Origin of the sequence: Mesorhizobium sp. BH1-1-4 (assembly GCF_020165665.1) — a bacterium.
In the GTDB taxonomy this organism is placed as follows: domain Bacteria; phylum Pseudomonadota; class Alphaproteobacteria; order Rhizobiales; family Rhizobiaceae; genus Mesorhizobium.
Map to the genome: position 1 here is coordinate 592,051 of NZ_JAIUIN010000001.1, position 22,980 is coordinate 615,030.

Below are 22,980 nucleotides of genomic sequence, written 5' to 3' on the forward strand. Positions count from 1 at the left end.
CCGATGCCCGACACGCTGACCAGATTTATTTTCGGCCGCCTCACCTTGGAGTCGCTGCCGCTGCACGAGCCGATCGTGGTGGCCACCTTCATCGCGGTGGCGCTCGGCGGCATCGCGCTGCTTGGCGTCATCACCTATTTCAAGCTCTGGACCTATCTGTGGCGCGAGTGGTTCACCAGCGTCGACCACAAGAAGATCGGCATCATGTACATGGTGCTCGGCCTCGTCATGCTTTTGCGCGGCTTTTCGGACGCCATCATGATGCGCCTGCAGCAGGCCATCGCCTTCAACGGCTCCGAAGGCTACCTGAACTCACATCACTACGACCAGATCTTCACCGCGCATGGCGTGATCATGATCTTCTTCGTGGCTATGCCTTTCGTCACCGGGCTGATGAACTTCGTCGTGCCGCTGCAGATCGGCGCGCGCGACGTGTCCTTCCCGTTCCTCAACAATTTCTCGTTCTGGATGACGGTCGGCGGCGCCATCCTGGTCATGGCCTCGCTGTTCGTCGGCGAATTCGCCCGCACCGGCTGGCTCGCCTATCCGCCGCTCTCCGGCATCGGCTACAGTCCCGACGTCGGCGTCGATTATTACATCTGGGCGCTGCAGGTGGCGGGTGTCGGCACGACGCTCTCGGGCATCAACCTGATCTGCACCATAATCAAGATGCGCGCGCCCGGCATGACGATGATGCGCATGCCCGTCTTCACCTGGACGTCGCTGTGCACCAACGTGCTTATCGTCGCGTCCTTTCCGGTGCTGACGGCGGTGCTCGCCATGCTGTCGCTCGACCGCTATGTCGGCACCAACTTCTTCACCAACGATTTCGGCGGCAATCCGATGATGTATGTGAACCTCATCTGGATATGGGGTCACCCTGAGGTCTACATCCTCATCCTGCCGCTGTTCGGGGTCTTTTCCGAGGTCACCTCGACCTTTTCCGGCAAGCGCCTGTTCGGCTACACCTCGATGGTCTACGCCACGGTGGTCATCACCATCCTGTCGTATCTCGTCTGGCTGCACCACTTCTTCACCATGGGCTCCGGCGCCAGCGTCAACTCCTTCTTCGGCATCACCACGATGATCATCTCGATCCCGACGGGGGCCAAGATATTCAACTGGCTGTTCACGATGTATCGGGGCCGCATCCGTTTCGAGCTGCCGATGATGTGGACGGTGGCCTTCATGCTGACCTTCACCGTCGGCGGCATGACCGGCGTGCTGCTTGCCGTGCCGCCGGCGGATTTCGTGCTGCACAACAGCCTGTTCCTGATCGCGCACTTCCACAACGTCATCATCGGCGGCGTGCTGTTCGGCCTGTTCGCCGGCATCGCCTACTGGTGGCCGAAGGCCTTCGGCTTCAAGCTCGATCCGTTCTGGGGCAAGGTCTCGTTCTGGTGCTGGGTGGTCGGCTTCTGGTTCGCCTTCATGCCGCTCTACGTCCTCGGCCTGATGGGTGTGACGCGCCGCATGCGGGTTTTCGATGACCCCTCGCTGCAGATATGGTTCGTCATCGCCGCCTTCGGCGCGGTGCTGATCGCCTTCGGCATAGCGGCTTTCCTGATCCAGATATTCGTCTCGATCCGCAGGCGCGAGGCGCTCGCCGATCCGACCGGCGACCCCTGGGACGGGCGCACGCTCGAATGGTCGACGTCCTCGCCGCCGCCCGCCTACAACTTCGCATTCATGCCGGTCATTCGAGACAATGACGCCTGGTTCGATATGAAGCAGGCCGGCTACGTCAGGCCGCTTGCCGGCTTCAAACCGATCCATATGCCCAGAAACACCGGTACCGGCATGATCCTCGCCGCCTTCAGCGTCGCGCTCGGCTTCGGCATGATCTGGTACATCTGGTGGCTGGCGGCGTTGAGCTTCGTGTGCCTCATCGCCACCGCGATCGGTCACACCTTCAATTATAACAGAGACTTCCACATTTCGGCGGCCGAGGTCACGCGGACGGAGGAGGCGAGGACGACCCTCCTCGCCGTCCGGGGTTAGGGTTTGAGCATGGCATCGACAGCAATCACGGCCGGCACCGAACCGGTCTTTCACCTGGAAGAAGAGCATGCGCACGCCGAAGGCGGCTCCACAATGCTCGGTTTCTGGCTCTATTTGATGAGCGATTGCCTGATCTTCGCCATGCTGTTCGCGGCCTATGGCGTGCTCGGGGGCAACTATGCGGCCGGGCCGGCGCCCAAGGATCTGTTCGACCTCGATCTGGTGGCGGTCAACACCGCCATGCTGCTCTTCTCCTCGATCACCTATGGCTTCGCCATGCTGACCATGGACAAGGGCCGCGTGGCGGCGACGCAAGGCTGGCTTGCCGTGACCGGCCTGTTCGGCCTGGCTTTCCTGTCCATCGAACTCTACGAGTTTTCCCACATGATCCATGAAGGCGCGACGCCGCAGCGCAGCGCCTTCCTGTCGTCCTTCTTCACCTTGGTCGGAACGCACGGCCTGCACGTCACCTTCGGCCTCGTCTGGCTGGTGACGCTGATGACGCAGGTCGCAAGATTTGGCCTCATCGAGGCCAACCGCCGCCGGCTGATGTGCCTCTCGATGTTCTGGCACTTCCTCGACGTCGTCTGGATCGGCGTCTTCACCTTCGTCTATCTGATGGGGATGTTGCGATGAGCGCTCATGATCATGCCGAGGGTCACGCAGACGTCCATGGTGGAGCGGCACATGGATCGTTCCGGGGCTATCTGACGGGCTTCCTTCTGTCGGTGATCCTGACCGCCATCCCATTCTGGCTGGTCATGACCGGCGCCATCGACGACAAGCAGGTCGCGGCCCTCGTTATCATGGCCTTCGCGGTCGTGCAGATCGTCGTCCATATGGTCTTCTTCCTGCATATGAACACCGCCTCGGAAGGCGGATGGTCGATGCTGGCGCTGATCTTCACGCTGATTCTGGTCGTCATCGTGCTGACGGGTTCGCTCTGGGTGATGTATCATCTCAACGCCAACATGATGCCGGGACTACACGACATGCGCGAGATGCCATGAACCTGACGTCGGGCTCGGGGAGGACCATTGCCGAGGCGGTCGGACAGGCCGGCATCGCTCGGCGCCCCGCGCGGCAGGAGAGCGCAGGCAGGTCGTCCGCGTCGCGCATCTTCCTGGTGCTGCTCGGGCTCCTCGGCGCGCTGGTGTTTGTCGGGCTCGGCATATGGCAGTTGGAAAGACGGGTCTGGAAGCTCGACCTGATCGCGCGTGTCGACCAGCGCATCCATGCCCCGGTTGTCGACGTACCCGGTCCGGAGAACTGGAAAGCCATCAACGCGGCCGGTCATGAATACAGCCATGTGCGATTGGCCGGGCGGTTCCTCGGCGGTGCCAACACGCTGGTGCAGGCGGTGACGGAGCTTGGCGGCGGCTACTGGGTGCTGACGCCGATGCAAACCGACCGCGGCTTCGTCGTGCTGGTCAATCGCGGCTTCATCCCGCCGGAACGCAAGGCGGAATTTGAGCGGGAGAGCGGCGGCTTGGCCGCGCCGGCCGTCATCGACGGGTTGTTGCGCATCACCGAGCCTGGCGGCGGCTTCCTGCGCAACAACGATGCCGCGGGCAATCGCTGGTATTCGCGAGACGTTGCCGCTATCGCAACCGCCCGTGGCCTGGCAAAGGCCGCTCCCTATTTCGTCGATGCGGAAGCATCAGGCACCGATAGCTGGCCGCGCGGCGGGCTGACGGTCGTGACTTTCCGAAACACCCACCTGGTCTATGCTTTGACCTGGTTCACGCTCGCCGCGATGCTCGCCATTGCCTTGGCCAGGTCGATGATCGGCCGCCGTCGGCGGCCAGCAAGATGAGCCTGCCCACGCAAACGTTTCGCCATGACATGTCCCTGGGCGCCGCATCCCTTGCTGGCAACAACGGCGCGGCACCCAATCCCGAAGCGACGAACAGGAAGAACCTGTTATTGCTCATCCAATTGCGTTGGCTGGCGGTGGCGGGCCAGGTGCTCACCATCCTGGCGACGCAATACTGGTTCGCCATTCCGCTGCCTCTGGCGGAGATGGCCGGCGTGGTGCTTTTCCTGGTCGGCTTGAACATCTTCAGCCTGCTGGTCCTGGGCGGCATAAAGCCGATCACCAACACCCAGCTCTTCGTCGCGCTCATCTTCGACATGGCGGCATTGACGACACAGCTTTACCTGAGCGGCGGCGCGTCCAATCCGTTCGTGTCGCTCTATCTCCTGCAGATCACGCTCGGCGCGGCGCTGCTGACGCCACGGTCGACCTGGATCCTGGTGGCGGCGGCCTCGGCCTGCTTCGTCTTCCTCATCTTCCTCTTCCAGCCGATCGCCATCCCGCATCATGGCAGCGATCTCCTGTCCCTGCATATCAGGGGCATGTTCATCTGCTTCGTGCTGGCGGCCGGGCTGATCGTGATCTTCATGACGCGCATCAACCGCAATCTGCGTGAGCGCGACGCCTATCTTGCCGATCTGCGCCAGCGTTCGGCCGAGGAGGACCACATCGTGCGCATGGGCCTGCTGGCTTCCGGCGCCGCGCACGAACTCGGCACGCCGCTTGCCACCATATCCGTCATCCTGTCCGACTGGCGCCAGATGCGCAGCCTTTCGCGCAACCGCGAACTGGCGGCCGATGTGGCCGAAATGCAGGCCCAGATCGAGCGCTGCAAGCACATCGTGTCCGGGATACTGATGTCTTCCGGCCAGGCCAGGGGCGAGGGAACGATACGCACGACCATCCGCGGTTTCCTCGACGATCTGGTCGAGGAATGGCGCACCAGTCGCCAACCCTTCAGGCTGGAATACAACAACGATTTCGACCCGGACGAGCAGATCGTGTCCGACACGGCGCTCAAGCAGGTCATCTTCAACGTGTTCGACAATGCCCAGGAAGCATCGCAGCATTGGGTCGGCGTCACCGCCGAGCGGCAGGGCGACAAGCTGGTGATCTCCGTGCGCGATCGCGGGCCGGGTTTCGACGAAGGTATTCTGGCGGCGCTCGGCCAACCCTATATGTCGAGCAAGGGGCGGCCTGGCGGCGGCCTTGGTCTTTTCCTCGTCGTCAACGTGATGCGGAAACTGGGAGGCGATTTTTCGGCGCGCAACATGGAGCAGGGCGCCTGTGTTACGCTTTCGCTGCCGCTTGCGGCGCTGACCGATGGAGATGACCATGAGGCCTGATCGATCGCTGTTCATCGTCGAGGATGACGTAACCTTCGCCAAAACGCTGAAGCGTTCCTTCGAAAAACGCGACTACGACGTCATGGTCTGTCACGACAGGGAGGAACTGCTCCGTGCCCTCGAAACAGCCGTTCCGGCCTATGCCGTCGTCGATCTCAAGCTCGGGGCCGGCGGCTCCGGGCTGGAGTGCGTCAAGTTGCTCGGCGCCCGCGATGCTTCGATCAGGATCGTCGTGCTGACCGGGTTTGCCAGCATCGCCACGGCTGTCGAGGCGATCAAGCTCGGCGCCAGCCATTACCTGGCCAAACCCGCCAACACCGATGATATCGAAGCCGCCTTCGGCAGGGCCGAGGGCGATGTTTCGGTGCCTCTTTCCTCGCGTCCCACCTCGATCAAGAATCTGGAATGGGAGCGCATCCACGAAACGTTGGTCGAAACCGGCTTCAACATCTCCGAAACGGCGCGCCGCCTTGGCCTGCATCGGCGCACCTTGGCCCGCAAGCTCGAGAAGCGTGTCGTGAGATAGCGGGAATTCGAATCGAGCCGCGGTCTTCTTCGCGGCGTCTTACCATCGTTCCTCGGTCTCACGGTGCGGCAGGTCTATTCCGCAGCAGACCCAGCCAAGGCGCTGGCTCGATCCATAATTGTAACGAGGCTGCAATGGCGCCGGATCATCGAATGTGCCGACATGCAGCGCGATTTCATGGGGCGATGCGTCATAGGCGAGGCTGAGCGGCGAACCGCAACTTGAGCAGAATCCCCTCAAGGCGATCGGCGACGATCTGCGATAGGCCGGTTCGGCGGCGGTCCAGGCCAGGCTCTGGGACGGTACCCACGCCAGAACCGCGAACGCGCTCCCCGTTGCTCGCCGACACATGTCGCAGTGACAATAGTGGACCCTTGGCTCGCTATCGACAGTGAAGCGACTCCGACCGCAGAGACAACCGCCACTTAGCGTCATCCCGGTGACATCCCTGGAATAGCGCGGCCCGATAGTCCCGACAGTCTCATGCCAGCCCTCCCTTCAACGCAGCCGAAACGTCAACCAGCTGCGTCGGTTCCAGCGAACGGCCAGGAACGAGTTCCTTGATCCCACGTTCCAAGTCCGGGATGGGAATGCGAGAGGTCACGATGAACTACCGTTGGTCGGAAATGCCCTGATGTCCATGCCGGGACTGGCATATGGCCCGCTGGGGCAGCGATGCATGCATGTCTGCGTGGATATGCAGAAGCTGTTTGCCGAGCCGTCGCCTTGGGCGACGCCTTGGATAACCCGTGTCCTCCCGCGGATCGAGAAGCTTGTGGAAAGGCGGGCGGAACAGACGGTCTTCACGCGCTTCCTGCCTGCGCAAAGACCAGGGCAGGGCGTTGGTACATGGAAGCGCTATTATGAGCGCTGGGCTTCGATGGCCATCGACAACATCGGGCCGGACATGGTCGAATTGTTGCCGCCACTGGCCGCTTACTGCCCACCCGCATCAGTTATCGACAAGCACATCTATTCCCCCTGGTTTGAAGGTCGCCTCAGGGCTTTTTTGATGGAGCGCGAGATCGACACGCTGGTCGTCACGGGAGGCGAAACCGACGTGTGCGTCCTGGCCACCGTGCTCGGCGCCATCGATTTCGGCTATCGCGTGGTTCTCGTCACCGACGCCCTGTGCAGTTCTTCCGACGCGACGCATGACGCGCTGCTTACCGTCTATCACCAGCGTTTCGCACAGCAGGTCGAGACGGTCGATATGGAAACGGTTCTCTCGAACTGGGCTTGAAACGCCGGCCCCGGGTGCAGCACCAGCCTTCCCTGCGGGGCTCGTAGTGCTTATCTGTCACCAATCGCGGACACTGGAGCAGGCAAAGGCGTGGCGCAACGATCGGGCAGTGCGGATCTTCCCCTTCACGGCGGACGCGTGCCGAAATGGCTGGGCGACCGCATGACCCGCCTTGGCGCCGTCATGTGCGAGGCGATCATCCATCACTATGGCCGCAACGAATTGCTGCGGCGCCTGGCGCATCCGTTCTGGTTCCAGTCCTTCGGCGCCGTCATGGGCATGGACTGGCATTCGTCAGGCATCACCACCAGCGTCGTCGGTGCCTTGAAACGCGGCCTCACGCCGCTGTCGGGCGAACTCGGCATCCATGTCTGCGGTGGTCGTGGCGCGCATTCGCGCAAGACCCCGCACGAGCTCGCGGCAATAGGCGAGCGCATTGGCTTCGACGGAGCGCGCCTGGCCACCGCCAGCCGGCTTGTCGCCAAGGTGGACAGCGCCGCCGTCCAGGACGGTTTCGACCTCTATCTGCATGGCTTCATCGTCACCGATGACGGCGACTGGGTGGTGGTGCAGCAAGGCATGAATGGCGACAGCAAGGTGGCGCGTCGCTACCATTGGCTGTCCGAGGGTTTGAAGAGTTTCGTCGACCAGCCGCATGCGGCCATCGAGGGCGCCAACCAGGGCGAGATCGTCAACCTGACCGACCGGCGCGCCGAAGCCTCGCGCCGGGGGCAGCTGGATCTTCTGCAGGATCTCGGGCCGGACCGTATCCTGCGGGAACTCGCCGCTCTGGAACCCGGTGCCGCGCCGGCTCCGGCGCAGCCGCTGCTGCCGCATCTGGTCATGCCGGCCCACCACGATGTCCGCGAGAGCGATGTCGTGATGCATCGCCTGCACGGCAACATGGCAGCCGCCGCCGAGCGGGGCCCAGCCGATTTTGCCGAGCTTCTCCTGGTCCCCGGAGTCGGCGCCCGCACGGTGCGCGCCCTGGCCCTCGTCGCCGAAGTGGTGCATGGCGCGCCGTGCCGGTTTTCGGACCCCGGCCGTTTCTCGCTGGCGCATGGCGGCAAGGACAGGCATCCGTTCCCTGTTCCGCTCAAGGTCTATGACGAGACGATCGGCGTGCTGAAATCCGCCGTGCAGAAAGCAAGGCTTGGTCGCGAAGAGGAAATCGGCGCCTTGAGACGGCTCGACGATCAGTCGCGCCAAGTCGAGCGATACGTCACCGGCCCCAGCCTCAAGGAAATCGTCGCCGGCGAGTTCGACCAGTCGCATCTGTTGGGTGGCCGTAGCGTCTTTGGCTGGGAACCGGCACCGGACAAGATGCCCGCCGAGCACAACAAGAAGGCATGACGGTCCGCTGACGGCGATCACGCCACGCGACGGTACCTGTGGTGGTCCTTGATGAATTTATTGAAGAAGCGGCCTTTCGAAGGGGCGCGCATGAACGCCGCATAGGTGGCCGGGGCGACTTCCTCATAGTCGTAGCGGTTGCCGTGCGGCACGAACCAGACCGAGAGGATCCTGCTCGCGGGATCGTATTGCGTGTTTCGAATGACGGTCGACGGCATGGTGGCACCTGACGGCTCAGCCGAATAAACCCGCCAGGCATGGTCCGGTTCCGTACCGCCCGAAGTCGCTACCTGTCGCGTGGATTGCCGAACTTCGCGTCGCGCTGCCTCGAATATCGATCGATTCGCGGCAGCTCGTCGGCAAAGTCGACCCAAGGCAGCCTGAGGTCCCAATAGGCGTGCGCCTGGGGCCGCAGCCCTTCGGGTTTGTCGAAGAAACCGATCGTAAGATAAAGCTCGTCAGGCAAGCCTTCGTCGCTATAGCCTATCGAACTCCCGCAATCGGAGCAGAAAGTGCGGACAACGCCCGGTGTCCTGGAAAAGGCCTTTGGCGTGCCCCTCAAAAGGCGGAACTGGCTCGGCCGATATCCGACCCAGATGGTCAGTGGACCGCCGATCGCCTTGCGGCAATCATCATCGTGATCATAGCATATCCAGAAGGGCTCACCGTCCATGGCGGCTGCAATCGCCCCGCAAAAGCAGGCCCCCGTTTCAACGCGCGGCATCCGGTACTCCAAGGCAAGACCATGTCCGACGGCATCCGACGGAGCCGCCCTTTCCTAAACTTTCACGCCGCTCCGGCGTTCCGTTGCGCCGTTGGCGACGTGTCAGGAGGCAAGCGCGGTTCCTATATTGCCTTGTGGTCCGGCCCTCACCATCTAGGCACAATGTCGCCGCTCAAACCGAAAACCGCCGGCCGTGTGGCCCAGCACGATCTCTTCGGCGCCGTTCAGGATGATCTGCCGGAGGGTTTCGCCTACCAGCCGGAACTGATCACGCCGCAAGAGGAAATCGAACTCGCCCGGCATCTTGAGGAACTGCCCTTCAAGGCCTTCGACTTCCATGGCCATCTGGCGAACCGGCGTGTCGCCGGTTTTGGCCTTCGCTACGATTATGACCGGCGAGAAGTGGTCGAGGCGCCGCCGATACCTGATTTTCTTTTGCCCTTGCGCGAAAAGGTCGCGGCTTTTGCGGGCCGGCCCGCCGAAACTTTTGCGCAGGTCCTGATCAATGAGTACCGGCCCGGCGCCGGTATCGGCTGGCACCGCGACAAGCCCCATTTCGAGGACGTCGCGGGCGTTTCCCTGCTGGCGCCCTGCGATTTTCGCCTTCGGCGCAAGAACGGGTCTAAATGGGAACGTCGGACCATCACCGTCGAGCCGAGATCGGCCTATCTCATGACAGGGCCGTCGCGGTCGCAATGGGAGCACAGCATCCCGCCGCTCGCCGAGCACCGCTACTCGATCACCTTGCGGACATTGCGGCCTCACAATCCCTGAGCATGCGCTGAGGTTTGCACCGGGAAGCTTTCCGCATGATCTGGACATCAGTGCTCAACCCGACCCGCGTGCAGCGGGGCGGGTTGAACGATCTTGTGCTTTAACCCTTGTTAGTGGACAATAATTTAGCGGAAGCGCTACGCACTCTTCCGTGGAATTGCCCTAGGTCAGTACCAGCACGATCTTGTATGTATCCGGATCCACGATGACGATCCGGCCGTCGGCGAGGACGAAATACTCGTATGCCTCGTAAGCCGGGACGAGCTTCACGATGCGAGCCGGCAAGCGATGCAGCCTGACCTTATGACGCGGAACTTCGATGCCGACGGAGACGTCGAAGTCGATGTTGGTCACCGGTTCGACCTTGGTTTCCCTGATCACATGGGTGATCTCGGTCTTCTGTTCGACCGTCACATTGTTGATGGACGCGGTCGAGGTCTTGTCCTGCGTCGAGGTTTTGCCCTGAGCCTGCTGGTCGGTCTGGACCTTGGTCTTGTCCCGGGCCTGCTGGTCGGTGGTGGCGCCGGCCTTGCCCTGGGCCTGCTGGTCGGTCTGGACCTTGGTCTTGTCCTGGGCCTGCTGATCAGTGCTGGTGCCGGCCTTGCCCTGCGCCTGCTGGTCGGTCTTGGTGCCAGCCTTGCCCTGTGCCTGCTGATCGGTTTGGACCTTGGTCTTGTCCTGGGCCTGCTGGTCGGTCTTGGTGCCAGCCTTGCCCTGGGCCTGCTGGTCGGTCTGGACCTTGGCCTTACCCTGGGCTTGCTGGTCCGTAGCGGCGCCGGCCTTACCCTGGGCCTGCTCGTCGGTCTTCATCTTGGCCTTGCCCTGAGCCTGCTGGTCAGTCTGGGACTTGGTACCCTCTGCCTGGCTCTTCATCTTCGAACCGCTCTGGCAGTTGGTCGCCCCGGAAGCGCAATTGGTGTCCGCTCCCGATTGGCTTTCGGCGGGCTGCTGCGTCTGAGCCATCGCCGCCCCGCAGCCGAGTCCGATCGCCAGCATGCTGGTCATGAGAACATGTTTCATAGGAAATCTCCTTCGGAGAGTTCGTCCCTTCAAGGGGAAGAACTTCGACCAAAAAAGATTGTTCCGAACTGGATGCGTTGATGTCACCACGCCCGATGGAGCAGAGACCCGGACTTCATGGCCCTATTTCACGCCGATGCCGGCGGTGAGGCCGCCATCAATCTTGTAGTCGGCGCCTGTGCAGAAGCCGGCCTTCGACGAGCACAGGAAAGCGATGAGTTCCGCCACTTCCTCCGGTTCGCCTATGCGGCCTAGCGGATGGGCCGCGCCGAAGCGCCTATAGGCTTTTTCGACATCGGCGTCGCTGCCGCCGGCGCCACGCGCGGCCTTTTCGAGGATCGGTGTACGGATCGAACCCGGGCTGACCGAATTCACCCTTATGCCTGATCTCGCGTAGTCGAGCGCCAGCGACCGCGTCAGCGTATGGATGGCGCCTTTGGTCGTGGCATAGGCGGCGACGTTCTGCTGGCAGGCGAAGCCCTGCACCGAAGCAACGTTGACGATGGCGCCGCCGCCGCGTTTGATCATCTCCGGAATGCCGAAATGGGCGGTCAGATAGATCGAGCCGACATTGACCGTCATCGCCCGGTTCCAGGTGTCCCAGTCGGTCGTCGTCGCGGTCCCGTAGGGATGGACCGCGGCGGAATTGACAATGACATCAATGCCGCCGAATTTCGCGACACCGGCCGCGACAGCATCGCGAACCTGCTCGGGAACGGAGACGTCAACCGTCTGCACGAGCGCATCCGCTCCGGATTTGGCGAGGCTCTCCTGCATGGCGGCATTGGCTGCCCGGTCGATGCCGCAGGCGATGATCGCAGCACCCCCAGCCGCCAGGCGTTTGGCGGTTGCCAGGCCGATACCGGTCGTCCCGGTCACCAATGCAACCTTGCCGTCAAAATCCTTCATCGCGGAAGCTCCTTCATTCGCCATCGAAACCAGCTCTCAGTTTGACACTCATCGTGGTCAAACAATAGGTTGCCGGTCTCTTGTAAGAAGGAAAAGCGGCAATGGAACAGTGCTGGCGCTGGTACGGACCTGACGACCCGGTGACACTCGATCATGTCAAGCAGGCCGGCGCCACCGGCGTGGTTTCAGCCCTTCACCAGATCTATGACGGCAGGGCCTGGCCTGAAGCCGATGTGCTCGAACGCAAGAGGACCATCGAGGCGGCTGGGCTGACCTGGTCGGTTGTCGAGAGCATCCCGGTCCACAATTCCTTCAAGATCGGCGCGCCGGAGCGCGAGCGCTATGCCGGCTATTATCGCGACAGCATCCGCGCGCTCGCCAAGGCCGGCATCCAGACCATCTGCTACAATTTCATGCCAGTGGTGGACTGGACCCGCACCGATCTGGCCTACCGGCTGCCGACGACCGGTTATGCCTTGCGTTTCGACGCCATCGACTTCGCCGCCTATGATCTCTTCGTGCTGCGGCGCAAGAACGGCGCGGCCAGCTACGCGCCGGCGCGCATCGCCGAGGCCGAGCAGCGGCTGAAGGTGCTGACGCCGGAGCGGATCGACGAGATCGAGCGCAACCTGATTGCCGGCCTGCCGGCAACCGAGCGCAAATATGACCGCGACAGTTTTCGCGAAGCCCTGGCGGAATACGATGCGATCGGGCCAAAGGAATTGCGCGACAACCTGGCCTGGTTCCTGCGCGAGATCATTCCGGCGGCTGAAGAGGAAGGGGTGCGCATGTGCATCCATCCCGACGATCCGCCGTTCTCGCTCTATGGCCTGCCACGCGTCGTTTCGACGGCCGAGGATGCGCGTTTCATCCTCGATGCCGTCGACAGCCCCGCTAATGGACTGACCTTCTGCACCGGCTCCTATGGCACGCGCGCCGACAACGACATTGTCGCCATGGTCAAGGAATTCGCCGACCGTATCCATTTCGTCCATCTGCGCAACATCACCATCGAGGCGGACGGCTCGTTCTATGAGGCCGAGCATCTCGAAGGCGGCACGGACATGGCGCATGTCATCCTTGCCTTGATGCAGGAAGAGAAGCGCCGCCGCGAGCAGGGGCGGGCCGACTGGCAAATCCCGATGCGGCCCGACCATGGCCATCTGCTCGCCGACGACATCGGCAAGAAGAAGATCAACCCCGGCTATTCGCTCATCGGCCGGCTGAAGGGCCTTGCCGAATTGCGCGGCATCATGCGTGCGGTGGAGCGATTCGGATTGGCCTGAAGCCGTGAAGCAAGCTGCCTATCGCTGCCGTGACCTGGGTCTCGAAGTCTGCGTGCGGCGACGAGAAGCTGCCCGATGGTGGTCAACAGTTTGATCGAGCTGGCACGCTGGATTTCGAGGCTGGCCGTGTAGTGCTCGTCGACACATCATGGCTGGCCAGCCTCCCATGAAAGCGGGCGACTTCGCGCCCCCGGGCATGAGCGAAGGGCAATGCTTATGGAAAAGGACATCCTTTGACGACCTTCCCTTTCACTGAAGCCAGTCCGATCCAGTTTCAGGCTCCGCTGCCGATGACGTCGGATGTGGTGATTGTCGGCGGTGGCGTCATCGGCGTCACCACGGCGCTGTTCCTGGCCCGGCGCAACATATCCGTGACATTGCTGGAAAAGGGCCGCATCGCCGCCGAGCAATCCTCGCGCAATTGGGGCTGGATCCGCCAGCAGGGCCGCGATGCGGACGAATTGCCCATCGTCATCGAGGCACAGCGTCTCTGGCGCCAACTGGCCGAGGAGTGCGGCGAGGACATCGGCCTGACACGGACGGGCGTGACCTATCTTGCGCGCACCGACAAGGAAATGGCCGATTTCGCCAAGTTCCTGAAGATCGCACAGGCGCATGGCGTCGACACGCGCCTCCTCGATCAAGGCGAGACCGCCAGGCTGATCCCGGCCATGTCACGCCCCTTCAAGGGCGCCATGACCACGCCGTCGGACATGCGCGCCGAGCCCTGGGTCGCCGTGCCGGCCCTTGCCCGCCTGGCCGCGCGTGCGGGTGTCACCATCATCGAGAACTGCGCGGCACGCATGCTCGACATCTCCGCCGGACGCATCAGTGGTGTCTGGACCGAGAAAGGCCGCATCGCGACGTCGAGCGTGCTTGTCGCCAGCGGCGCCTGGACATCGCTGTTCCTGCGCGCGCACGGCGTCTCGATCCCGCAGCTCAGCGTTCGCACGACCGTCGCGGCGACGGCGCCGATGCCGGAAATCCATGCCGGTGCCGCCGCCGACGAGCGCATCGCCTTCCGGCGCAGAAAGGATGGCGGGTACACGCTTGCCGCGGGAGGCAGCCACCTGCTCTATGTCGGGCCGGATGCATTGCGCCACGCACCGAAATATCTGCCCGCCTTGAAGGCAAATCCCTTTGGCACACGCTACCTGCCGGCGGCGCCGCGCGCATTTCCGGACAGCTGGTCAACGCCGCGCAAATGGGACGCCGACAAGGAAAGCCCGTTCGAAAGGATGCGCGTTCTCAATCCCGCCCCCGAGGCCAAGGCTCTTCGCGCCATCGACCGTGGGTTCAAAGGGCTGTTCCGGCAATTCGCCGCAGTGCCGCTCAAGGCCAGTTGGGCGGGCATGATCGATGCGATGCCGGATGTCGTGCCCGTGGTCGATCGCGCCGCCGCGGTTCCGGGTCTCGTTATCGCGACGGGAATGAGCGGCCATGGCTTCGGCATAGGCCCTGGCTTTGGCCGCCTCCTGTCCGACTTGATCCAGGGCAACGAGACGGGACACAAGCTTCACAGGTTCCGCCTATCCCGGTTCAGCGACGGCAGCCCAATCCTGATGGGGCCATCGCTTTAGCGAGATTGCCCTGCCGCCGGTTGGGAGGGCAGGTCGGGTCGGGAGGCCTAATGCAGGGGCCATGTAAATGGCCGCGATCTTTCGATCGAGGCGCTACTGCAAACCGGCGTGCTGCCGGGCATGAAGGCGGCCTTTCCCGTGATCGGCGTCGATTGCGGCCCGACCCGCGCGGATGGCGCTGGCGGGTGCCGATGCCGAGCATCGCATGCGCGCCGTTCTCGCTAGCCCGGCGATCAAGAAGTGGCTGGCGTGAGCCGCGGCTTCGTTGCCCATCATGCGAGCGCGGCGCTGATGGCGAGAAGCGCGGCTTGCCGACCTACACGATGGTCGCGGCGTCACGTCCGCGCCGGCTGAGATGCCTCCGCTTCATGCGCGGGCAGCGCCGCCACCAGCCGGTCCGCCCATTCCTCGATGCCGGAGCGGTTCGCCAGCAGATCCTGCCTTATCTCGACAAGCACGGCTGGGATGCCGCGATCATCGCCATGGATGGGCACGGCGTAATCGGCGTCGCGGCTGATCACATAGGGCACGTTGGCTTCGACATTGAGTGACGCGTCGGTACGCAGGCCCGAAAGGATCGCCGCGGCGAGATCGGCCGCATGGTCATGCAACACGCCCGCATGCCATGGCCTGGCGACACCGAGGAACACGGGCGTGAAGGAGTGGATGGTCACGATCCGTGTCGGCCTGGCCTCGGCCATCCGACGGTCGAGAAATGCCGCCACCCGGTCATGGAACGGCGAAAACATGATTTGCGCGCGTCGGTTTCGTTCCGCCGCGCCGATGCCGGCATTGCCGGGAATATCGGTATCTTCCGACAGCACCGGGATGCTGCCCGGGCTGCCCAGCGGCCGGTTGAGATCGATCAGCAGCCGGGAATAGCCGCTCAGGAACGCCGCCGCATCGAGCCGGGCCGACAGCAGGCGCGTCACCTCCGCGGCACCGATATCCCAGGCGATGTGGCGTTGCAGATGCTTGGCATCGAGCCCGAGCTGGCCATACTCGGCCGGCATGTGGTTGGACGCATGCTCGCACAACAGCACGATGTCGCAGCGGCCGTGCTCGTTGAGAACCTCGACGGCGTCGGGCCAATCTTTTTCAGTCCGCGCGGTCATCAATAAAGCGTCCGGTAGAGATCGCAGATGGCAGCGGGATCAAGGCCGGCCAGGCGGTCGGCTTCATGCCGCTTCAACCCGACGAAGGTCTCGATGAAGATCGGCGCGAACCAGCCCGTGACGGTGTTGTCGGCCAGCAGTGCGTCCAGCGCCGCCGGTAAGGTCTCGGGCAGCCGCACCAGACCGAGCCTTGCCCGTTCCTCCTCGCTCATCAGCGTCGGGTCGCCGGTGACCAGCGGCGGCGAGGGCAGGTCCGCCTTCAGTCCCTCCAGCCCGGCGTGGATGATCGCCGCCAGCGACAGATAAGGATTGCCGGTGGCGTCGGCCGCCCGATACTCGACATTGTACTGCCGTGCCGGATCGCGCCCGCCGATCGTCACCGTCGGACAGATGCGCAGCGATGCCTCGCGGTCGCGGTCCGCGAGCCAGGTGTAGGACGAACTCCAGCTATGCGGCTTCAGCCGGTAGAAGGACGACACGCTCGACGCCGTCATGGCGGTGATCGCCGGCAGGTGACGCAGCACGCCGGCGCAGAAGGCGCCGGCCTTGGTGGACAGGCAGCCGGGTTGCGCCGCATCGTAGGTCACCGGCTTGCCGTCTTGATCGACGAAGCTGAAATGGATGTGCACGCCATTGCCGACGGCATCGGGGGCGATCTTGGGCGCGAAGCTCGCGCGCCAGCCCACATTGCGCGCCACTTCGCGCGTGATCTCGCGGATGGCGACGGCACGGTCGGCTGCGGTGAGCGCATCGGCCGGCTCGTGCGTCACTTCGAACTGTTCACTGCCGAATTCGGCGATGACGACTTCAGGGCTGACGCCGGCCTCTTCGAGCGCGGCCATCAGATTGGGGGCGAACGGATCGGTGCGGCGCAGCGCGGCGAAGGACATCGAATGCGCCGGCGCGAAACCGCCGTCGGCAATGTGGAATTCGTGCTCGAAAGCGGCGATGACGGAAAGGCCGGTGGCCGCCTTCAGTTCCGCCAGCGCATCCCGCAGCATGGTGCGCGTGCAGCCGAGCCAGGGGCTGCCGTCGAGCTCGACGATGTCGCCTGCCACCATGTCGAACGGCGTCGCCGATCCCGTCCGTTCGGTGCGGAAGCGCGCCTTGAGGTTGGGGATCAGCCGCAGGTCGCCGGACGAGCCCCAAGGATTGGGATCGACGATCGAATTGAACGGCGTCATCGACAGATTGGCCTGCAGCCAGCCGACACCGGTCGTGGCGGTCTTCTGCAGCCTGCTTTCGACGACGAAGCGGCCCCGTGTGATGGCGGCGAGATCCGTGGTGACGACGGCGACGAGGGGCTCAACGGCAGATGTCATGCAATTTTTCCCAAAGCGTTGAAGCGGTCGACGACGGTATCGGTGTCCGTGACCCAGCAATAACCGCCGAAGGCCTTCAGCGCGATCTCGTGGCGCTCCTGGGTGATGGTGGCGCAGGCATCCGACACGCAGGTGACGAGGTAGCCGCGGTCGGCGCCGTCGCGCACCGTCATGTCGACGCACTGGTCGGTCAGCACGCCGACCACGACGAGGTAGCGGATGCCGAGGTTCTTCAGGAGATAGTCGACATTGGTCGAGTTGAAGATGCCCGACGAGGTCTTCGGTAGCATGATCTCGTCGCCGACCGGCGCCAGCGAAGCCACCGGCAGGCCTTCGGGAAGGCTGGGCGCGACATGAATCGGCGTCAGCTTGTGGTCGAGCGAGCGGTCGCGGCCGTCTTCGGTCAGGCTCTGGATGATGGTGTGCAGCACTTCCACGCCATTGGCCCGCGCCGCCGCCAGCAGGCGCTCCTGGTTGGGGATCGTCCGCGAGGCTGTCTGCCGATAGAAATAATGATCGGGGCCGCGCTCCGGATGCGAGGGGTCGGCACCCGGCTCCAGCCAGATACGCTGCATGTCGACCAGCAGCAGCGCCGTCTCGCCGGCACGGAAGGCTTCGTCTCGCTTGGGTAGGGCCTGTTTGGATGAGGCTTGGCTCATGCTTTGTCGTCCTGCTTTGCTGCTTTGGGTCCGGGTGTCTTGCGTGGGCCAACTGTCTGTCGTGCGCCGTTCCCATCCGGATCGTTGTCGAGCGTCACCGCATTGGCGTGTCGTACTTTCTCGATCCGCTCGATGCGAGCCCGTGCCTCGTCGTCTAGTGTTGAAACGATATGGGCGGTCAGCGCCTCCATCTGTGCGATCGCCGGCGCCAGCGTGTCGTAGGGCGAGGCGACTTCGAGCGGGCTGACGATGGTGACTTCGGCGAGATCGGCTATCGGCGACAGCCACTGGTCGGTGAAGAGAAGAATGCGCACGTCGAGTGCCGAGGCCTGGCGTGCGTAGGCCATCACGTCGAGCTGGTAGCGGCGATAGTCGAAGACGATGAGCACGTCGCGGCGGCCGAGGTCGGCCAGCGTGTCGAACGCCTGGGGAGAGAGCACGCCGAGATCGCGGACCCCGGAGCGGAATTGCCCGAGATATCCGGCCAGCATGCCGGCGATATGGCGGCTGAACCGGCCGCCAACCAGCACGATCTCGCCCTTGGCCTCCATCAACAGGCGCGCGGCCCGCTCGTAGGTCTGGACCGGTGTCGCGGCGGTGGCTTTCTGCAGGGCCGCGGTGACGGAATCGAGATAGGCGAGCACCGCGCTGTCGCTGGAGCCGCTTTGGCGCTTTGCCTCCATCATCAGCAGCGGCGAATGCAGCCGGGCCTCGACCTCGGCGAGCAGCTTTGCCTGGAAGTCCGGAAACCCTTCATAGCCGAGTTTGACCACCAGCCGGACCACGGTCGGATCGCTGACGCCAGCGCGCCGGGCAAGCGACGAGGCGGTGCCGAGGCCTGAGGTCGGATAGTCCGTCAACAGCAGCCGGACGATCTTCTCTTCCGACGGTGTCAGCGCCAGATCCCCGCGCATCAGAACATCGCGTATCGCCATTGGCCTCCCCGAAAAGCGTGTTGGGCTCTCAGCCTCGTTGTGTCGAGTTTATTACAGGGATTTTAAATCGGGTCAAGAATGAAGAGATGTTGACATAGTTGGAAGAGTAGCCTTAGCTTGTCGGAAAGCAGCCAAGGGACCGCTGGCGCATGCGCGAGCTCGACCCCGGCGGCATGGAGCGGCGCATACCTCACATCCTCGGCTTCGACCTGCCGATCGAACGCCACGAAGCCAAGTTCAAGATGGGGCAGGATGAGCGCCGCTACGACACTTCGGGCGCGATCGACGCGCTGGAGCAACACGATCCGGCGCTCGTCGCGATGATGAAGGCGCACAACGCGCATCGCCAGGACTGACCGGCGCGGCAATGCGGGCAAGGACCAAGACATGATTCCCAATCTCAACATCGTGCCGTTCGTCAGCGTCGACCATATGATGAAGCTTGTGCTGAAAATCGGCGTCGAGCGGTTCCTGGTCGAACTCGCCTTCTATATCGAGGACGATTTCCGCCGCTGGGAACTGTTCGACAAGACGCCGCGCGTTGCTTCGCACAGCGCCGAGGGCGTCATCGAGCTGATGCCGACCAGTGACGGCGAGGTCTACGGCTTCAAATACGTCAACGGCCATCCCAAGAACATGCGCGAGGGCCGCCAGACCGTGACCGCTTTCGGCATGCTGGCCGACGTCCACAACGGCTATCCCGTATTGCTGTCCGAGATGACCATCCTGACGGCGCTGCGCACGGCTGCCATGTCGGCCCTTGCGGCAAAACACCTGGCGCCGGCCGGTTCCCGCTGCATGGCGCTGATCGGCAACGGCGCCCAGGCAGAGTTCCAGGCGCTGGCGTTCAAGGCACTGCTCGGCGTCGACAGGCTGCGGCTTTACGACATCGACGGTTCGGCGACACAGAAATGTATTCGCAACCTTGCCGGGCTCGGCTTCGAGATGGTCGCCTGCACCACCGCGCAGCAGGCTGTCGAGGGGGCCGACATCATCACCACCGTGACCGCCGACAAGCAGTACGCCACCATCCTCACCGACAACATGGTCGGCCCGGGCGTGCACATCAACGCCGTCGGCGGCGACTGTCCGGGCAAGACGGAACTGCACCGCGACATCCTGCTACGCTCCGACATCTTCGTCGAATACCCGCCGCAGACGCGTATAGAAGGCGAGATTCAGCAGCTTGCGCCGGATTATGAGGTGACCGAGCTGTGGCAGGTGCTCACCGGCGCCGTCACAGGCCGCCGCGATGCCGGCCAGATCACGCTCTTCGATTCCGTCGGCTTCGCCATCGAGGATTTTTCGGCGTTGCGTTATGTCAGGGACCAGCTGACCTCGACCGGCCTCTATCAGGAACTCGACATGCTGGCCGACCCCGACGAGCCGCGCGACCTCTTCGGCATGCTGCTCAGGGCAGCCCAATAGGCCGGAGGCCGCGCGCCTGCCGGTGGTTCATATCTGCCGAATGATCGCGGTCATTGTCAGCTTGCCGGCGCGCGTGGAAAAATTGTTCGTCGCGGCCGCTTCGAAGGGCCGATCGTTTCTTTCTTGGCAATCTGGAGTCGATGAGACTTGCGGGCATTGCTGGCGGTTGTGACCGCCGAAAAGTGCACGCATGTCCAACAGGCCTGGTTCGCGGATGGACACACATCCGCAAGAAACCGGGAAAGGAGCCTGATATGCCCAGAATAGTACCCGTGCTCGATTTGAGCCGCTTTGAACAAGGCGCGTCGGAACGTCGGACGTTTCTGACGGACCTGCGCTCCGCCTCGCGCGACATCGGCTTTTTCTATCTGGCCGGACACGGGATCTCCTGGGCGGAAATCAGCGAGGTGCTCACCGCGTCCCGCCGCTTCTTTGCCTTGGCCGAGGCCGACAAGCTGGCGATCGAAATGGTCAGGTCGTCGCAATTCCGCGGCTATACCCGCGCCGGCGGCGAACTGACCAAGGGCAAGGCGGACTGGCGGGAGCAGCTCGATATCGGCGTCGAGCGCCAGCCCATAGCGCAAGGCCCCGGAATTCCGGCCTGGACGCGGCTGCAGGGGCCGAACCAGTGGCCGGCTGCGTTGCCGGAACTCAAACCCGTCCTGCTGGCATGGCAGGCCAAGGCAACGGCGGTGGCTATCCGGTTGTTGAAAGCCTTCGCGCTGTCGCTCGACCAGCCCGAGGATGGCTTCGACCCGATTTACCGCGGAGAGCCCAACCACCGTATGAAGATCGTGCGCTATCCCGGCCGCGAGGCGACAGACGGCGACCAGGGCGTCGGCGCGCACAAGGATGGCGGATTCCTGACGCTGTTGCTCCAGGACGACAGTAAGGGGTTGCAGGTCGACTATGACGGAAGCTGGGTGGATGTGGACCCCATTCCCGGGACGCTGGTCGTCAATATCGGCGAATTGCTGGAGCTGGCCTCGAACGGCTATTTGCGTGCGACCGTGCATCGCGTCGTGACGCCGCCTCCCGGCATCGAACGCATCTCGGTGCCGTTCTTCTTCAGCGCCAAACTCGATGCGACGATACCGCTGCTTGAACTCCCCGATGAATTGGCGGCGCAGGCGCGCGGACCGGCCAGCGAACCGGACAATCCGCTGTTTCGCGATGTCGGAACCAATGTGCTGAAAAGCCGGCTGCGCTCGCACCCCGATGTCGCGCGACGTCATTATGCGGACCTGCTTGAGCCGCAGACCCGGGCTGGCTGAGTCTTTTGGGAGGGAAAGGACAGGATTTTCGCCGTCCTGCCTGATCTTTAGAAAATCGTTCGTCGTATCTGTCCGAGAATCGGCCCAAAAGAGAAAAATCCGTTCGGTGTTTTCCTCCCATTTCACTGAGCGGTGTTCCCCTCTGAAGGTTGTGACCTTCTTTTTTGGCCGGGCCGCTTTCGCGCCCGGCCATTTTTCTTGCCGCCGAGCGCGTTGCCGGCGCCGCTCTGATCCGGCAAGCTTCAAATGGGGGCGGCGCCAGTCTTTGGCTGCAATCATTGGAAGAAGGAGAGATCCCATGACATCCAACGTTGCCGTCATTGCGGGGGCGGGCTCGGGATTGAGCGCCGCGCTCGCGCGTCTTCTCGCCAGGGAAGGCTTCCAAATCGTCCTGGCCGCCCGCAACATCGAGAAGCTCAGGGCATTGCAGGCGCAGACAGGCGCGCAAGCCGTGGCGACGGATGTCTCGGACCCGACGTCGGTGGAGCAGCTGTTTGATGTCGCCGACAAGGCCGGTCCGCTTTCCCTGGTGGTTTTCAATGCCAGCGGCCGCGCTCGCGGTCCGATAACAGAGCTTGATCCCGAGGCGGTCCGCCAGGCGCTGCTGGTCGGCGCCTATGGCGGGTTCCTGGTGGCCCAGCAGGCGGCCCGCCGGATGCTGGCCCTGGGCTCGGGATCGATCCTGTTCACCGGCGCGACGGCAAGCGTGAAGGGGTTCGCCGGCTCCGCCGGCTTTGCCATGCCCAAATTCGGATTGCGCGGGCTGGCGCAATCCATGGCCCGTGAACTGGCGCCCAAGAACATTCACGTCGCGCATTTCATCATCGACGGCGCCATTGCCTCGGCCGCGTCCGACCATGACGCCGAGCCGCTGGATCGCCGGCTGTCGCCGGACGCGATCGCGGAGGCCTATCTTGCCATCCATCGCCAGCAACGCAGCGCCTGGACCTGGGAAATGGAGCTCAGGCCCTGGGTCGAGACCTTCTGACCTCTGGTGATCGATGTGACTTTCGCATGGCTCGTATGCACGACATCGAGGAGAGTCGACATCGCATGAGGATATCACTATATACCGGCGGCTTCGCGGGCTCACGCCTTGAAGCGCAACGTCACAAGGCGGCTGTAGCGACAGCCATTGAGATTAAGAAACGGACTGGAAGCCGTAACAGGTAGAAGCAATTGCTCGGAGCGGGCCGATCCCGCCAACGGTACAGTCCTTCAGAATCAGAAAATGTTCTTTACCCCTCGATTTCCTTCGGCTCTGTGGACCCTGGACGGCATTGACTTGCCGGCTGGCCGCGACTCGGCTGGAATGGGAGCATGCATCCTTTGCGGGATGCCGACGTTTGTGATTACCAACCGGCTTTGCCGCCAGGGAAAAGCAGTATGAGTGAACATGCGATCGAGTTCTTGCGGGGTTGGATCGGCGAAAAGGTCCATTGCCAGTCCCACGCCAGAATCGAGAAGCAGGCCGAGACATTGGCCCGCGAATGCGCCGCCAAGGCGGCCGAGGTCGGCATACCGCTGGAGGACATCCAGGAGGAAGTCGGCGATATCCAGGAATTGATCGCTTCCCGGCTCGAGGAAGCGGCCGAGGCCGACGAAAACCAGCAGGCTTCCAGCAAGGCCGCGGAATAGATTTTCAGGGCAAACCCTGTCTGAATGCGCG

At 63.3% G+C, this 22,980-nt stretch carries 25 protein-coding genes; 16 read left to right on the plus strand and 9 right to left on the minus strand.

Annotated features, from left to right (window positions below; all coding sequences use genetic code 11):
- Nucleotides 1-3 precede the first annotated feature (3 nt).
- The 6 genes from cyoB to LB569_RS02730 are packed head-to-tail and all read left to right on the plus strand — an operon-like array spanning nucleotide 4 to nucleotide 5,689.
- Nucleotides 4-2,001, plus strand: coding sequence for a cytochrome o ubiquinol oxidase subunit I (gene cyoB / locus LB569_RS02705; protein WP_140709302.1), 1,998 nt, complete (start codon nucleotides 4-6; stop codon nucleotides 1,999-2,001).
- A gap of 9 nt (nucleotides 2,002-2,010) precedes the next feature.
- Nucleotides 2,011-2,637, plus strand: a complete 627-nt coding sequence (gene cyoC / locus LB569_RS02710; protein WP_411970181.1) for a cytochrome o ubiquinol oxidase subunit III — start codon at nucleotides 2,011-2,013, stop codon at nucleotides 2,635-2,637.
- Nucleotides 2,634-3,011 carry a cytochrome o ubiquinol oxidase subunit IV gene (gene cyoD, locus LB569_RS02715; protein ID WP_224690952.1) on the plus strand — a complete coding sequence of 126 codons (378 nt, stop codon included), beginning with the start codon at nucleotides 2,634-2,636 and terminating at the stop codon, nucleotides 3,009-3,011. Before cyoC ends, cyoD begins: the two co-directional genes overlap by 4 nt.
- Nucleotides 3,008-3,817, plus strand: a complete 810-nt coding sequence (locus LB569_RS02720) for an SURF1 family protein (RefSeq protein WP_224690953.1) — start codon at nucleotides 3,008-3,010, stop codon at nucleotides 3,815-3,817. The genes cyoD and LB569_RS02720 overlap by 4 nt, the downstream gene beginning before the upstream one ends.
- Nucleotides 3,814-5,163: an ATP-binding protein gene (locus LB569_RS02725; protein WP_224535845.1), complete on the plus strand. Its 1,350-nt coding sequence runs from the start codon at nucleotides 3,814-3,816 to the stop codon at nucleotides 5,161-5,163. The genes LB569_RS02720 and LB569_RS02725 overlap by 4 nt, the downstream gene beginning before the upstream one ends.
- On the plus strand, nucleotides 5,153-5,689 hold the full coding sequence (locus LB569_RS02730) for a response regulator transcription factor (protein ID WP_181173813.1): 537 nt from the start codon (nucleotides 5,153-5,155) through the stop codon (nucleotides 5,687-5,689). The genes LB569_RS02725 and LB569_RS02730 overlap by 11 nt, the downstream gene beginning before the upstream one ends.
- A gap of 39 nt (nucleotides 5,690-5,728) precedes the next feature.
- Here the strand turns inward: LB569_RS02730 and LB569_RS02735 are convergent, their stop codons facing one another.
- Nucleotides 5,729-6,124 (minus strand): GFA family protein, encoded by a 396-nt coding sequence (locus LB569_RS02735; protein ID WP_224690954.1) that lies wholly within the window; start codon nucleotides 6,122-6,124, stop codon nucleotides 5,729-5,731.
- Between the two features lie 199 nt (nucleotides 6,125-6,323).
- On the opposite strand from LB569_RS02735, the gene LB569_RS02740 reads away from it, so the two are divergent.
- On the plus strand, nucleotides 6,324-6,932 hold the full coding sequence (locus LB569_RS02740) for a cysteine hydrolase family protein (RefSeq protein WP_224690955.1): 609 nt from the start codon (nucleotides 6,324-6,326) through the stop codon (nucleotides 6,930-6,932).
- Nucleotides 6,933-7,022: 90 nt separating this feature from the next.
- Nucleotides 7,023-8,285 carry a DUF763 domain-containing protein gene (locus LB569_RS02745; protein WP_224690956.1) on the plus strand — a complete coding sequence of 421 codons (1,263 nt, stop codon included), beginning with the start codon at nucleotides 7,023-7,025 and terminating at the stop codon, nucleotides 8,283-8,285.
- Between the two features lie 17 nt (nucleotides 8,286-8,302).
- Here LB569_RS02745 and LB569_RS02750 read toward each other — a convergent pair whose 3' ends face one another.
- Together LB569_RS02750 and LB569_RS02755 are read right to left on the minus strand one after the other, a co-directional pair.
- Nucleotides 8,303-8,503, minus strand: coding sequence for a KTSC domain-containing protein (locus tag LB569_RS02750; protein WP_224690957.1), 201 nt, complete (start codon nucleotides 8,501-8,503; stop codon nucleotides 8,303-8,305).
- 68 nt (nucleotides 8,504-8,571) lie between these two features.
- A complete protein-coding gene (locus LB569_RS02755; protein ID WP_318013092.1) occupies nucleotides 8,572-9,009 on the minus strand; it encodes a GFA family protein in 438 nt (145 codons plus the stop codon).
- Between the two features lie 162 nt (nucleotides 9,010-9,171).
- Between LB569_RS02755 and LB569_RS02760 the strand changes: the two genes are divergently transcribed.
- Nucleotides 9,172-9,783 (plus strand): alpha-ketoglutarate-dependent dioxygenase AlkB, encoded by a 612-nt coding sequence (locus LB569_RS02760; protein ID WP_224690958.1) that lies wholly within the window; start codon nucleotides 9,172-9,174, stop codon nucleotides 9,781-9,783.
- 162 nt (nucleotides 9,784-9,945) lie between these two features.
- Here LB569_RS02760 and LB569_RS02765 read toward each other — a convergent pair whose 3' ends face one another.
- Both LB569_RS02765 and LB569_RS02770 read right to left on the minus strand, forming a co-directional pair.
- Nucleotides 9,946-10,803, minus strand: coding sequence for a DUF1236 domain-containing protein (locus LB569_RS02765; protein WP_224690959.1), 858 nt, complete (start codon nucleotides 10,801-10,803; stop codon nucleotides 9,946-9,948).
- Between the two features lie 123 nt (nucleotides 10,804-10,926).
- Complete coding sequence (locus LB569_RS02770) at nucleotides 10,927-11,712, minus strand: SDR family NAD(P)-dependent oxidoreductase (RefSeq protein WP_224690960.1); 786 nt, start codon at nucleotides 11,710-11,712, stop codon at nucleotides 10,927-10,929.
- Between the two features lie 101 nt (nucleotides 11,713-11,813).
- Here LB569_RS02770 and uxuA point away from each other — a divergent pair, with 101 nt between their 5' ends.
- Both uxuA and LB569_RS02780 read left to right on the plus strand, forming a co-directional pair.
- A complete protein-coding gene (gene uxuA / locus LB569_RS02775) occupies nucleotides 11,814-12,998 on the plus strand; it encodes a mannonate dehydratase (RefSeq protein WP_224690961.1) in 1,185 nt (394 codons plus the stop codon).
- Nucleotides 12,999-13,231: 233 nt separating this feature from the next.
- Nucleotides 13,232-14,578 (plus strand): NAD(P)/FAD-dependent oxidoreductase, encoded by a 1,347-nt coding sequence (locus LB569_RS02780; RefSeq protein WP_224690962.1) that lies wholly within the window; start codon nucleotides 13,232-13,234, stop codon nucleotides 14,576-14,578.
- A gap of 335 nt (nucleotides 14,579-14,913) precedes the next feature.
- Here LB569_RS02780 and LB569_RS02785 read toward each other — a convergent pair whose 3' ends face one another.
- Genes LB569_RS02785 through LB569_RS02800 form a run of 4 tightly spaced genes read right to left on the minus strand, consistent with a single transcriptional unit; the run spans nucleotide 14,914 to nucleotide 18,609 of the window.
- A complete protein-coding gene (locus tag LB569_RS02785; RefSeq protein ID WP_224690963.1) occupies nucleotides 14,914-15,693 on the minus strand; it encodes an N-formylglutamate amidohydrolase in 780 nt (259 codons plus the stop codon).
- A complete protein-coding gene (locus LB569_RS02790) occupies nucleotides 15,693-17,015 on the minus strand; it encodes a glutamine synthetase family protein (RefSeq protein ID WP_224690964.1) in 1,323 nt (440 codons plus the stop codon). Before LB569_RS02790 ends, LB569_RS02785 begins: the two co-directional genes overlap by 1 nt.
- Entirely contained in the window at nucleotides 17,012-17,674 is a 663-nt protein-coding gene (locus LB569_RS02795; protein WP_224690965.1) for a cysteine hydrolase family protein, read from the minus strand. The genes LB569_RS02790 and LB569_RS02795 overlap by 4 nt, the downstream gene beginning before the upstream one ends.
- Nucleotides 17,671-18,609: a MurR/RpiR family transcriptional regulator gene (locus LB569_RS02800; RefSeq protein ID WP_224690966.1), complete on the minus strand. Its 939-nt coding sequence runs from the start codon at nucleotides 18,607-18,609 to the stop codon at nucleotides 17,671-17,673. Before LB569_RS02800 ends, LB569_RS02795 begins: the two co-directional genes overlap by 4 nt.
- Before the next feature lie 149 nt (nucleotides 18,610-18,758).
- On the opposite strand from LB569_RS02800, the gene LB569_RS02805 reads away from it, so the two are divergent.
- From LB569_RS02805 to LB569_RS02825, 5 genes are all read left to right on the plus strand, one after another.
- Nucleotides 18,759-18,965: a hypothetical protein gene (locus LB569_RS02805; RefSeq protein WP_224690967.1), complete on the plus strand. Its 207-nt coding sequence runs from the start codon at nucleotides 18,759-18,761 to the stop codon at nucleotides 18,963-18,965.
- Between the two features lie 31 nt (nucleotides 18,966-18,996).
- Nucleotides 18,997-20,037, plus strand: a complete 1,041-nt coding sequence (locus LB569_RS02810; protein ID WP_224690968.1) for an ornithine cyclodeaminase — start codon at nucleotides 18,997-18,999, stop codon at nucleotides 20,035-20,037.
- 254 nt (nucleotides 20,038-20,291) lie between these two features.
- On the plus strand, nucleotides 20,292-21,311 hold the full coding sequence (locus LB569_RS02815) for an isopenicillin N synthase family dioxygenase (protein ID WP_224690969.1): 1,020 nt from the start codon (nucleotides 20,292-20,294) through the stop codon (nucleotides 21,309-21,311).
- A 298-nt stretch (nucleotides 21,312-21,609) separates the two neighbouring features.
- Nucleotides 21,610-22,299 carry an SDR family NAD(P)-dependent oxidoreductase gene (locus LB569_RS02820; protein ID WP_224690970.1) on the plus strand — a complete coding sequence of 230 codons (690 nt, stop codon included), beginning with the start codon at nucleotides 21,610-21,612 and terminating at the stop codon, nucleotides 22,297-22,299.
- Between the two features lie 398 nt (nucleotides 22,300-22,697).
- Nucleotides 22,698-22,949 carry a DUF768 domain-containing protein gene (locus tag LB569_RS02825; RefSeq protein WP_015316487.1) on the plus strand — a complete coding sequence of 84 codons (252 nt, stop codon included), beginning with the start codon at nucleotides 22,698-22,700 and terminating at the stop codon, nucleotides 22,947-22,949.
- Nucleotides 22,950-22,980: the final 31 nt, after the last annotated feature.

Excerpts from the sequence above, each read along its gene's own strand:
- cyoB (WP_140709302.1), top strand. The coding sequence starts at position 4 with ATGCCCGACACGCTGACCAGATTTATTTTCGGCCGCCTCACCTTGGAG.
- LB569_RS02785 (WP_224690963.1), bottom strand. The coding sequence starts at position 15,693 with ATGACCGCGCGGACTGAAAAAGATTGGCCCGACGCCGTCGAGGTTCTC.
- LB569_RS02815 (WP_224690969.1), top strand. The coding sequence starts at position 20,292 with ATGCCCAGAATAGTACCCGTGCTCGATTTGAGCCGCTTTGAACAAGGC.
- LB569_RS02820 (WP_224690970.1), top strand. The coding sequence starts at position 21,610 with ATGACATCCAACGTTGCCGTCATTGCGGGGGCGGGCTCGGGATTGAGC.
- LB569_RS02800 (WP_224690966.1), bottom strand. The coding sequence starts at position 18,609 with ATGGCGATACGCGATGTTCTGATGCGCGGGGATCTGGCGCTGACACCG.
- LB569_RS02760 (WP_224690958.1), top strand. The coding sequence starts at position 9,172 with ATGTCGCCGCTCAAACCGAAAACCGCCGGCCGTGTGGCCCAGCACGAT.
- LB569_RS02750 (WP_224690957.1), bottom strand. The coding sequence starts at position 8,503 with ATGCCGTCGACCGTCATTCGAAACACGCAATACGATCCCGCGAGCAGG.
- LB569_RS02765 (WP_224690959.1), bottom strand. The coding sequence starts at position 10,803 with ATGAAACATGTTCTCATGACCAGCATGCTGGCGATCGGACTCGGCTGC.
- LB569_RS02770 (WP_224690960.1), bottom strand. The coding sequence starts at position 11,712 with ATGAAGGATTTTGACGGCAAGGTTGCATTGGTGACCGGGACGACCGGT.
- cyoD (WP_224690952.1), top strand. The coding sequence starts at position 2,634 with ATGAGCGCTCATGATCATGCCGAGGGTCACGCAGACGTCCATGGTGGA.
- LB569_RS02755 (WP_318013092.1), bottom strand. The coding sequence starts at position 9,009 with ATGCCGCGCGTTGAAACGGGGGCCTGCTTTTGCGGGGCGATTGCAGCC.
- LB569_RS02790 (WP_224690964.1), bottom strand. The coding sequence starts at position 17,015 with ATGACATCTGCCGTTGAGCCCCTCGTCGCCGTCGTCACCACGGATCTC.
- LB569_RS02795 (WP_224690965.1), bottom strand. The coding sequence starts at position 17,674 with ATGAGCCAAGCCTCATCCAAACAGGCCCTACCCAAGCGAGACGAAGCC.
- LB569_RS02720 (WP_224690953.1), top strand. The coding sequence starts at position 3,008 with ATGAACCTGACGTCGGGCTCGGGGAGGACCATTGCCGAGGCGGTCGGA.
- LB569_RS02725 (WP_224535845.1), top strand. The coding sequence starts at position 3,814 with ATGAGCCTGCCCACGCAAACGTTTCGCCATGACATGTCCCTGGGCGCC.
- LB569_RS02810 (WP_224690968.1), top strand. The coding sequence starts at position 18,997 with ATGATTCCCAATCTCAACATCGTGCCGTTCGTCAGCGTCGACCATATG.
- LB569_RS02740 (WP_224690955.1), top strand. The coding sequence starts at position 6,324 with ATGTCCATGCCGGGACTGGCATATGGCCCGCTGGGGCAGCGATGCATG.
- cyoC (WP_411970181.1), top strand. The coding sequence starts at position 2,011 with ATGGCATCGACAGCAATCACGGCCGGCACCGAACCGGTCTTTCACCTG.
- uxuA (WP_224690961.1), top strand. The coding sequence starts at position 11,814 with ATGGAACAGTGCTGGCGCTGGTACGGACCTGACGACCCGGTGACACTC.
- LB569_RS02735 (WP_224690954.1), bottom strand. The coding sequence starts at position 6,124 with ATGACGCTAAGTGGCGGTTGTCTCTGCGGTCGGAGTCGCTTCACTGTC.
- LB569_RS02805 (WP_224690967.1), top strand. The coding sequence starts at position 18,759 with ATGCGCGAGCTCGACCCCGGCGGCATGGAGCGGCGCATACCTCACATC.
- LB569_RS02730 (WP_181173813.1), top strand. The coding sequence starts at position 5,153 with ATGAGGCCTGATCGATCGCTGTTCATCGTCGAGGATGACGTAACCTTC.
- LB569_RS02825 (WP_015316487.1), top strand. The coding sequence starts at position 22,698 with ATGAGTGAACATGCGATCGAGTTCTTGCGGGGTTGGATCGGCGAAAAG.